This is a genomic window from Promicromonospora sp. NPDC110617 (genome assembly GCF_055598465.1).
On sequence record NZ_JBVKBM010000001.1, the window covers coordinates 982606 to 991907 of the forward strand.

The window sequence follows — 9302 nt, forward strand, 5'->3', positions numbered from 1 at the left end:
ATGGCTGCAGGGCAGCGCAGCGGCGCCCCCCAGGGTGCCGCCACCGAGAACAAGGACCGCAACGACCGCCGTGGTGGCGGGCGTCGGGACGACCGTCGCGGCGGGCGCGAGGAGAAGAGCGCCTTCGTCGAGAAGGTCGTCTCCATCAACCGCGTCGCCAAGGTCGTCAAGGGCGGCCGTCGCTTCAGCTTCACCGCGCTCGTCGTGGTGGGCGATGGTGACGGCACCGTCGGCGTCGGCTACGGCAAGGCCAAGGAAGTTCCGGCCGCGATCGCCAAGGGTGTCGAGGAGGCGAAGAAGAACTTCTTCCGCGTCCCTCGCATCCAGGGCACCATCCCTCACCCCATCCAGGGTGAGGCCGCTGCCGGTGTCGTGTTCCTGCGTCCGGCGTCGCCGGGTACCGGTGTGATCGCCGGTGGTCCGGTGCGCGCCGTGCTGGAGTGCGCCGGCATCCACGACGTGCTGAGCAAGTCGCTCGGTTCGTCCAACGCGATCAACATCGTGCACGCCACGGTCGCGGCCCTGCAGGGTCTCGAGGAGCCGGCTGCTGTTGCCGCTCGTCGTGGGCTCCCGCTGGAGGACGTGGCCCCGGCCGCGCTGCTCCGCGCGCAGGCCGCCGGTCGTGCCGAGTCGACTGCAAAGGCGGGTGCGTGATGGCTCGACTCAAGGTGACTCAGACCAAGTCCGCCATCGGCGGCAAGCAGAACCAGCGTGACACGCTGCGGACGCTCGGCCTCAAGCGGATCGGCGACACCGCCGTGAAGGAGGACCGCGCGGAGATCCGTGGCATGGTCAAGACGGTGGCGCACCTCGTCGCCGTCGAGGAGGTCGAGTGATCATGGCGGAGAACAAGCCGCTGAAGGTCCACCACCTCCGTCCTGCCCCCGGCGCCAAGACCGCGAAGACCCGTGTGGGTCGCGGTGAGGGCTCGAAGGGTAAGACGGCGGGTCGTGGTACCAAGGGTACGAAGGCTCGTTACCAGGTGCCCGCGGGCTTCGAGGGTGGGCAGATGCCTCTGCACATGCGCCTCCCGAAGCTGCGTGGGTTCAAGAACCCGTTCCGGGTCGAGTACCAGGTCGTGAACCTGGACAAGCTTTCCGCGCTGTTCCCCGAGGGTGGCTCCGTCACCGTCGAGGACCTGGTCGCGAAGGGCGCCGTCCGCAAGGGCGAGCCCGTGAAGGTGCTCGGCAACGGTGAGATCACCGTCAAGCTCGAGATCGCGGTCGACCGCGTCTCGACGTCCGCCAAGGAGAAGATCCTGGCGGCCGGCGGTTCGGTCTCGGAGGCCTGAGACAGCTGACAGGGCCGGCGGCGCGTGAGCGCGGCCGGCCCTGTGTGCTCTCTTGAGTATTTCCAGGAGCGAACGTGGTCCACAGGGCCTCGTGAGCAACGTAGAATCCGACACGGTCTGGCTGCACCGTTGTGGTCTGGCCCACGTTCGACTCACCTCGCCGGCGTCCTGCCGGCGACACTAGATCCCGCAACGGCGGGCCAGGAGGATAGGGTGCTCAGCGCTTTCGGCCGGGCTTTCCGGACGCCAGACCTGCGGCGCAAGCTGCTGTTCACGATCGCGATCATGGCGATCTTCCGGCTCGGGTCGTTCATCCCGACCCCCGGCGTGGACTACGCGAACGTGCAGCAATGTATCGCGCAGGCGGGCAACAACTCGCTGCTCGGCCTCATCAACGTCTTCAGCGGTGGCGCGCTGCTGCAGCTGTCGATCTTCGCCCTCGGGATCATGCCGTACATCACGGCGAGCATCATCGTGCAGCTGCTTCGCGTGGTCATCCCTCGCTTCGAGGCGCTGCACAAGGAAGGCCAGTCGGGCCAGACCAAGCTGACCCAGTACACGCGCTACCTCACGATCGCCCTCGCGATCCTGCAGTCGACGACCGTCATCACGACGGCTCGCCAGGGCGTGCTGTTCCAGAACTGCGGTCTCAACGTGATCGCCGACGACTCCATCCTCACCTCGATCTTCATGGTCATCACCATGACCGCGGGCACGGGCCTGGTCATGTGGCTCGGCGAGCTGATCACCGAGCGCGGTGTCGGCAACGGCATGTCGCTGCTGATCTTCACGTCGATCGCCGCGAGTTTCCCGACCTCCCTGTGGTCGATCGCCGGTGGCGCCAACGGCGTCGTGAACTTCACGATCATGATCCTGGTCATCGTCCTGGTGATCGGTCTCGTGGTGTTCGTCGAGCAGTCGCAGCGCCGGATCCCGGTGCAGTACGCGAAGCGCATGGTCGGCCGCCGCATGTACGGCGGCACCAGCACGTACATCCCGATCAAGATCAACATGTCCGGCGTGATCCCCGTGATCTTCGCGGCGTCGATCCTCGCCATCCCGGGCCTTCTCGCCCAGTTCGGGGACCAGACCTCCGAGTGGGTCATCTGGATCTCCAACAACCTGGTCCAGCAGTCGTCGCCGCTCTACATCGCGGTGTACACGCTGATGATCATCTTCTTCTGCTTCTTCTACACGTCGATCACGTTCAACCCGGACGAGGTCGCGGACAACATGAAGAAGTACGGCGGCTTCATCCCCGGCATCCGTGCCGGCCGCCCCACGGCGGAGTACCTCGACTTCGTGATCACCCGGATCACCTCCGCCGGTTCCCTGTACCTCGCGCTGATCGCGCTGATCCCGACGCTGGTGCTCGTCTTCCTTGGCGTCAGCACCAACCTGCCCTTCGGCGGTAGCTCGATCCTCATCGTGGTCGGCGTCGGGCTGGAGACGGTCAAGCAGATCGACTCCCAGCTGCAGCAGCGCCACTACGAAGGATTCCTCCGTTGAGCCAGACTCCCACCACCGCCACTCGCCGCGAGCTGCACGCTCGTCCGGACCGGGAGGGTCAGGTCACGCGCCTGGTCATCATGGGTCCGCAGGGCGTCGGCAAGGGCACGCAGGCAGCGCGCCTTGCCGAGGTCTTCGGGATCGTGGCGATCTCCACCGGTGACATCTTCCGGGCCAACATCAAGGACAGCACGGACCTCGGCAACACGGCGCAGGCCTACATCGACAAGGGCGAGCTCGTTCCGGACGAGGTCACCAACGCCATGGTGCGCGACCGCCTGGGGCAGGACGACGTCAAGGCCGGCTTCCTGCTCGACGGCTACCCGCGCAACGCGGCCCAGGTCGTCGAGCTGGACGCCACGCTCGCCGGCTTCGGCTGGGAGCTCGACGGCGTGATCGAGCTGACCGCGGAGCGGGACGTCCTCATGGAGCGCCTCACCAAGCGTGCGGATGAAGAGGGTCGTGAGGACGACACCCCCGAGGGGATCGCCCGCCGCCTCGACATCTACTACAGCGAGACGGCGCCCCTCACCGCGGCCTACGCGGAGCGAGGACTGCTGGCCAAGGTGGACGGCGTCGGCGAGATCGCCGAGGTCACCGACCGCATCGTCGCCTCCCTCGCGACCCAGCTGGGCTGAGCGGTGGTCTTCGGCCGGGAGCGGATCGAGTACAAGACGCCGGACCAGGTGCGCCTCATGCGGCGCGCCGGTCTGGTGGTCGCCGAGACGCTCGCTGCGGTCCGGGCTGCCGCCCGGCCCGGCCTGAGCACCGCCGACCTGGACGCGATCGCCGCCCGCACGATCGAGGCGGCCGGCGCCACGCCGTCTTTCCTGGGCTACCAGGGCTTCCCGGCGGTCATCTGCACCTCGGTCAACGACGAGGTCATCCACGGTATCCCGGGCAGCCGGGTGCTGGCCGTGGGTGACCTCGTCTCCGTCGACTGCGGCGCGATCGTCGACGGCTGGCACGGCGACTCGGCGGTCTCCTTCGTCCTGGGCGCCGAGGGCGCCCTGGACCACCGGCTGCCGGACGACGACCTGGTCGCCGCGGGCTGTATCGACAGTCGCTCTGATCCTGCGCTCGCAAGCTCGCTCCGGACCAACGCTCCAGACCTCGCGGACATCGCGCTCGTCCGGGCCACCGAGACCGCCATGTGGGCGGGCATCGCCACGCTGGCCTCGGCCCGGCGGCTGAACGCCGTGGGCGAGGCGGTCGAGACCGCCGTCGAGATGGCCGGCGAGCTCACCGGTGCCGAGTACGGCATCGTCGAGGAGTACGTGGGGCACGGCATCGGCAGCGCCATGCACCAGCCCCCGGACGTGCACAACTACCGGACGTCGGGTTCTGGCCCGCGGCTCCGGCCGGGGATGTGCCTCGCCATCGAGCCGATGATCAGCCGTGGCGGGGGCGAGACCAGGGTGCTCGCGGACGACTGGACGGTGGTCACCACCGACGGGTCGCGCGCGGCGCACTGGGAGCACTCGACGGCCATCATGGAGGACGGCATCGTCGTCCTGACGGCGGTCGACGGGGGAGCGGCGCGCCTTGCCGACTTCGAGGTGCGGCCGGTCGCGCTCGCCTGAGCTCCGAGCACTTTCACCCGGGATCTATTTAGGTCGGGGTCAGTTGGCTACGATCGGCCCGTGACCGATGAAGCGCACACCCCGTCCGACACCACCTACGCGGCTCCTGCGCACGCGGGGCCCCACCGGACTGGTGGGCCCTGGTACACGCGGATCCTCCCGGCCCTCGGCCGCGGCCTGCGGCGGTTCGGGCGCTGGCTCGGCGCATGGGGTCGACGCCTGGCGGTGAGCCCCTTCCTGTGGGTCGGCATCGTCCTCGGGTTCGGCACCTCGCTCCTGGTGTGGGAGTCCGTCCTGCTGCTCGGCATCGTGGTGTGGCTGGCCGGCGTGTGGCTCTGGGCCGCGCGGGGGCAGTCGGTGCTGGTCGCGCTGGGCCTGGGCATCGTGCTCGGGTGGCTGCCGATGCTGTTCTTCTTCGTGGGCAGCCTGCCGCACACGATGATCGGTCTGCCCGGGATCGAGTACGACCTCTGAGCGGCCTCGCGTGGCGAGGCTCACGCGCCGGACGTGCGCCGTCGGCGGTCTTCGCTTTGAATGGTTTACGAACTGACGTAAGATAGATCGCTGGGTGTAGTCCGTTCAACGCCTCCAGATCTTGAAAGGGTGCCGACGGCGCCTGCCGGTCCCCGCGGAAGCGGGGCGCAGGCCGAGGCACACGAGGTAGGCGGTACGCGGACACACGCGACATCCACACCCGACTGTCGGTCTCGCAGGGTTCCCTGCGGTGCCGTGGGCGTGGAAGCAGTCACGACGAGAGTTAGCGGAGGATATGGCAAAGAAGGACGGTGTCATCGAGATCGAGGGCAGTGTGATCGAGGCTCTGCCGAACGCGATGTTCCGCGTCGAGCTGTCGAACGGTCACAAGGTTCTCGCGCACATCTCGGGAAAGATGCGTCAGCACTACATCCGGATCCTCCCCGAGGACCGCGTGGTGGTGGAGCTCAGCCCGTACGACCTGTCCCGCGGCCGGATCGTCTACCGCTACAAGTAGTCAGTCCCCGATCCGGGGCTACGTCACCCGCGGCCTGGGCCGAAGGCGACGTCGCCGTACGATCGACCACCCACGACACTGCTGCGCGCGCACCGGGAGACCGGACGTTCGTGGCGGAGGAAAACCCGATGAAGGTCAAGCCGAGCGTCAAGAAGATCTGTGACAAGTGCAAGGTGATTCGCCGGCACGGTCGCGTCATGGTGATCTGCGACAACCTGCGCCACAAGCAGCGCCAGGGCTGATCACCCTCCGGGCACCAGCCCGGGCCGGTGGCTGAGGCCACCACCAGCGCACCACCTCGAACCAGCCCCGCGGGCAACCGCGCAGGGCAGGGGAACCCTCGGTCCGGAGGCCGGGGCCCGCGAAGAGTCGCGGGATGGCGGTGCGGCAGACCTCCGACGAGCAGTACAGGAGCCGGAAGGCACATGGCACGTCTTATCGGCGTCGACCTCCCCCGCGACAAGCGGCTTGAGGTTGCGCTCACGTACATCTTCGGTGTGGGTCGTACCCGCGCGAAGGAGACCCTGGCCGCCACGGGCATCAGCCCGGACGTCCGCGTGAAGGACCTCGGCGACGCCGAGCTCGTTGCGCTCCGCGACTACCTCGAGGGCAACTTCAAGCTCGAGGGTGACCTCCGCCGTGAGGTCGCGGCCGACATCCGCCGCAAGGTCGAGATCGGCACCTACCAGGGCCTGCGCCACCGTCGCGGCCTGCCGGTGCGTGGTCAGCGCACCAAGACCAACGCGCGCACCCGCAAGGGTCCCAAGCGCACCGTCGCGGGCAAGAAGAAGGCCCGCTGATAGCAGTCCGTGGAGCGGTCGGCTCACCGAGCTGAGACCGCCCCGGTCCGATCAGACCAGGAGATTACAGAACAGATGCCTCCCAAGACTCGCGCCGCCGCCGGCCGCAAGCCGCGCCGCAAGGACAAGAAGAACGTCCCGCTCGGCCAGGCGCACATCAAGTCCACCTTCAACAACACGATCATCTCGATCACCGACCCGTCCGGTGCCGTGGTGTCGTGGGCCTCTGCCGGCCACGTCGGCTTCAAGGGCTCCCGCAAGTCCACCCCGTACGCCGCGCAGATGGCCGCCGAGTCGGCTGCCCGCCGCGCGCAGGAGCACGGCGTCAAGAAGGTCGACGTCTTCGTGAAGGGCCCGGGTTCCGGTCGCGAGACCGCCATCCGCTCGCTCCAGGCGACCGGCCTCGAGGTCGGCTCGATCCAGGACGTGACGCCCCAGGCGCACAACGGCTGCCGCCCCCCGAAGCGTCGCCGCGTCTGACGACGACTCGTCGTAGCCGGTCGCGGCTGCGGGCCTCAGGCCCCGGCCGCGACCGGACCGCGACATCCGCTCACCGTCCGCGGTGAGCACCCGCCTGGACGGTGACAGAGATCCGCCCGGGCTGCGAGAGATCGCAAGGCCGTGATGCGTCATATAGCGGACGCACACTGAAAGGACACCCACAGTGCTCATCGCACAGCGCCCCACGCTGACCGAAGAGGTCATCTCGGAGAGCCGTTCCCGCTTCTCCATCGAGCCGCTCGAGCCTGGCTTCGGCTACACGCTCGGCAACTCGATGCGTCGCACGCTGCTGTCGTCCATCCCGGGCGCGGCCGTCACGTCCATCCGTATCGACAACGTGCTGCACGAGTTCAGCACCGTGTCGGGCGTGAAGGAGGACGTCACCGAGATCATCCTCAACATCAAGAACCTCGTCGTCTCCTCGGAGAACGACGAGCCCGTCGTGATGTACCTGCGCAAGCAGGGCGCCGGCACCGTGACCGCCGCGGACATCGTTCCGCCGGCGGGGGTCGAGGTGCACAACCCCGACCTGCACATCGCCACCCTGAACGACAAGGGCAAGCTCGAGATCGAGCTGACCGTCGAGCGGGGCCGTGGGTACGTGTCCGCCGCGCAGAACAAGCAGTTCGACGCGGAGATCGGGCGCATCCCGGTCGACTCGATCTACTCGCCGGTCCTCAAGGTCACGTACAAGGTCGAGGCCACCCGAGTCGAGCAGCGCACCGACTTCGACAAGCTCATCGTCGACGTCGAGACCAAGCAGGCGATCACGCCTCGCGACGCGCTCGCTTCGGCTGGCAAGACCCTGGTCGAGCTGTTCGGCCTGGCACGTGAGCTGAACGTCGAGGCCGAGGGCATCGAGATCGGCCCGTCGCCGACGGACACCGCGCTGGCCGCGGACCTGGCGCTGCCGATCGAGGAGCTCAACCTCACCATCCGTTCGTACAACTGCCTCAAGCGCGAGGGCATCCACCAGGTGGGCGAGCTCGTGGCCCGCAGCGAGGCGGACCTGCTCGACATCCGCAACTTCGGTGCCAAGTCGATCACCGAGGTCAAGGAGAAGCTGGCCGAGCTCGGCCTCAGCCTCAAGGACTCGCCGCTGGACTTCGATCCGGCCGGCGCCTCGTACTTCGAGGGTGGCGACTCCGCGGCCTACAGCAGCGACGAGCAGTCGTACTGACGTCCCGTGCCCGGCCTAGGCCGAGCACGCGGAACCACATTCAAGGAGACAAGCAACAATGCCTACCCCCACCAAGGGCGCACGGCTCGGCGGTAGCCCGGCTCACGAGCGCCTGATCCTCGCGAACCTGTCGACCTCGCTCTTCGAGCACGGCCGCATCACGACCACCGAGACCAAGGCCAAGCGCCTGCGTCCGCTGGCCGAGCGTCTGATCACGTTCGCGAAGAAGGGCGACCTGTCCGCCCGCCGCCGCGTGCTCACGGTCGTTCGCGACAAGGGCGTGGTCCACACGCTGTTCACCGAGATCGCCCCGGCCATGGCCGAGCGCAACGGTGGCTACACACGCATCACCAAGATCGGCACCCGCAAGGGCGACAACGCGCCGATGGCGGTCATCGAGCTCATCACCGAGCCCGTGAGCCCCAAGCAGGCCGTCGTCAAGGAGGCCACCAAGGCCGCCGAGAAGGCTGCCCCGGTCGAGGACGCGCCCGTCGAGGACGCCCCGGTCGAGGAGACCCCCGCCGAGGACGTCAAGGACGCCCCCGCCGAGGAGACCACGGAGGACAAGAAGGAGGCCTGAGCCCCTTTCTTTCCTGCACGCCGCCGGCCGCACCTTCCCTCCGGGAGGGTGCGGCCGGCGTCGTCGTCCGGGGCCTCAGGACGGCGGGAGGTCCCAGGCCCGGGCGCCGCCCACGAGCGCGGCCGAGTTGGGCACGATGACGACGTCGTCGCCCAGGCGGGCCAGCGCCGACGGCGTGATGCAGCGCGCGTTGCCGCCGCCGATGTAGAGCCGGTCCCAGTGGAAGACGGGCCGCAGCCCGTCCACGACGGTGACCACGCGCCGCGACCACAGGCCGTCCCCGAGCCGGCGTCGTTCGGGCTCCCCGATGTACTGGTCGTACGTCAGGCTGCGGCGCACGGGGGCGTGCGACCACTCCAGGTGTGGCGCGATGCGCCCGCCGTGGAACATCGCCGTCCCGAGGCCCGTGCCGAGCGTGATGACCAGCTCCAGGCCCGACGCCGCGACCACGCCCGCACCGTGCACCTCGGCGTCGTTCAGGACGAGCGCGGGCAGCCCCAGGCGGGCCGCGACCGCCGCCTGCATGTCGAAGCTGCTCCACGCGTCCTGGAGCGCGGGGACCACCCGGGAACGTGGACCTGACCGGGTGATGTAGTGCGGCGTGTGCACCACGACACCGCTGCGGATCATGCCCGGCATGCCGACGGTGACCCGCGCGGCGGCGGGGAGATCCGTGGCGATCTTCGCGATCGTGTCGACGAGCAGCTCGGGCGGGAGCGGATAGGGCGTCGGCACGCGGACGGGCGTGGCGTGCGCGGTCCCGGACGTGTCGAGGACGGCCGCCTTGATCCCGCCGCCGCCACAGTCGACCGCCAGCGTGAGGGTGTCTGCCATGACGTCACTGTACGAACCCCTGCGGAAGGATCG

The 9302-nt window shown here is 68.7% G+C and carries 14 protein-coding genes; 13 read left to right on the forward strand and 1 reads right to left on the reverse strand.

Annotation, left to right across the window (positions count from 1 at the left end; all coding sequences use genetic code 11):
* The 13 genes from rpsE to rplQ all read left to right on the forward strand — a co-directional run bounded on the left by rpsE (position 1) and on the right by rplQ (position 8435).
* Entirely contained in the window at positions 1–654 is a 654-nt protein-coding gene (gene rpsE, locus ACZ7LE_RS04180) for a 30S ribosomal protein S5 (RefSeq protein ID WP_020016130.1), read from the forward strand.
* On the forward strand, positions 654–836 hold the full coding sequence (rpmD, locus tag ACZ7LE_RS04185; RefSeq protein WP_020016131.1) for a 50S ribosomal protein L30: 183 nt from the start codon (positions 654–656) through the stop codon (positions 834–836). Before rpsE ends, rpmD begins: the two co-directional genes overlap by 1 nt.
* 2 nt (positions 837–838) lie before the next feature.
* The gene (gene rplO / locus ACZ7LE_RS04190; protein ID WP_285100994.1) at positions 839–1291 is read left to right on the forward strand and encodes a 50S ribosomal protein L15; all 453 of its coding nucleotides are present in this window, start codon (positions 839–841) and stop codon (positions 1289–1291) included.
* 213 nt (positions 1292–1504) lie between these two features.
* On the forward strand, positions 1505–2800 hold the full coding sequence (gene secY / locus ACZ7LE_RS04195) for a preprotein translocase subunit SecY (protein WP_397391596.1): 1296 nt from the start codon (positions 1505–1507) through the stop codon (positions 2798–2800).
* 80 nt (positions 2801–2880) lie between these two features.
* Entirely contained in the window at positions 2881–3438 is a 558-nt protein-coding gene (locus tag ACZ7LE_RS04200) for an adenylate kinase (RefSeq protein ID WP_470403276.1), read from the forward strand.
* A 3-nt stretch (positions 3439–3441) separates the two neighbouring features.
* Positions 3442–4383, forward strand: a complete 942-nt coding sequence (locus ACZ7LE_RS04205) for a type I methionyl aminopeptidase (RefSeq protein WP_470402077.1) — start codon at positions 3442–3444, stop codon at positions 4381–4383.
* A gap of 60 nt (positions 4384–4443) precedes the next feature.
* Positions 4444–4857, forward strand: coding sequence for a hypothetical protein (locus tag ACZ7LE_RS04210; RefSeq protein ID WP_470402078.1), 414 nt, complete (start codon positions 4444–4446; stop codon positions 4855–4857).
* Positions 4858–5152: 295 nt separating this feature from the next.
* Positions 5153–5374, forward strand: a complete 222-nt coding sequence (gene infA, locus ACZ7LE_RS04215; RefSeq protein ID WP_020016137.1) for a translation initiation factor IF-1 — start codon at positions 5153–5155, stop codon at positions 5372–5374.
* 128 nt (positions 5375–5502) lie between these two features.
* Positions 5503–5616 (forward strand): 50S ribosomal protein L36, encoded by a 114-nt coding sequence (gene rpmJ / locus ACZ7LE_RS04220; protein WP_003956441.1) that lies wholly within the window; start codon positions 5503–5505, stop codon positions 5614–5616.
* A gap of 183 nt (positions 5617–5799) precedes the next feature.
* Positions 5800–6174 (forward strand): 30S ribosomal protein S13, encoded by a 375-nt coding sequence (rpsM, locus tag ACZ7LE_RS04225; protein WP_036964594.1) that lies wholly within the window; start codon positions 5800–5802, stop codon positions 6172–6174.
* 75 nt (positions 6175–6249) lie between these two features.
* A complete protein-coding gene (rpsK, locus tag ACZ7LE_RS04230; protein ID WP_020016139.1) occupies positions 6250–6654 on the forward strand; it encodes a 30S ribosomal protein S11 in 405 nt (134 codons plus the stop codon).
* A gap of 184 nt (positions 6655–6838) precedes the next feature.
* Positions 6839–7855 (forward strand): DNA-directed RNA polymerase subunit alpha, encoded by a 1017-nt coding sequence (locus tag ACZ7LE_RS04235; RefSeq protein WP_285101000.1) that lies wholly within the window; start codon positions 6839–6841, stop codon positions 7853–7855.
* Positions 7856–7913: 58 nt separating this feature from the next.
* Positions 7914–8435 carry a 50S ribosomal protein L17 gene (gene rplQ / locus ACZ7LE_RS04240; RefSeq protein ID WP_470402079.1) on the forward strand — a complete coding sequence of 174 codons (522 nt, stop codon included), beginning with the start codon at positions 7914–7916 and terminating at the stop codon, positions 8433–8435.
* A gap of 75 nt (positions 8436–8510) precedes the next feature.
* Here the strand turns inward: rplQ and ACZ7LE_RS04245 are convergent, their stop codons facing one another.
* Entirely contained in the window at positions 8511–9269 is a 759-nt protein-coding gene (locus tag ACZ7LE_RS04245; RefSeq protein WP_020016142.1) for an ROK family protein, read from the reverse strand.
* Positions 9270–9302 lie beyond the last annotated feature (33 nt).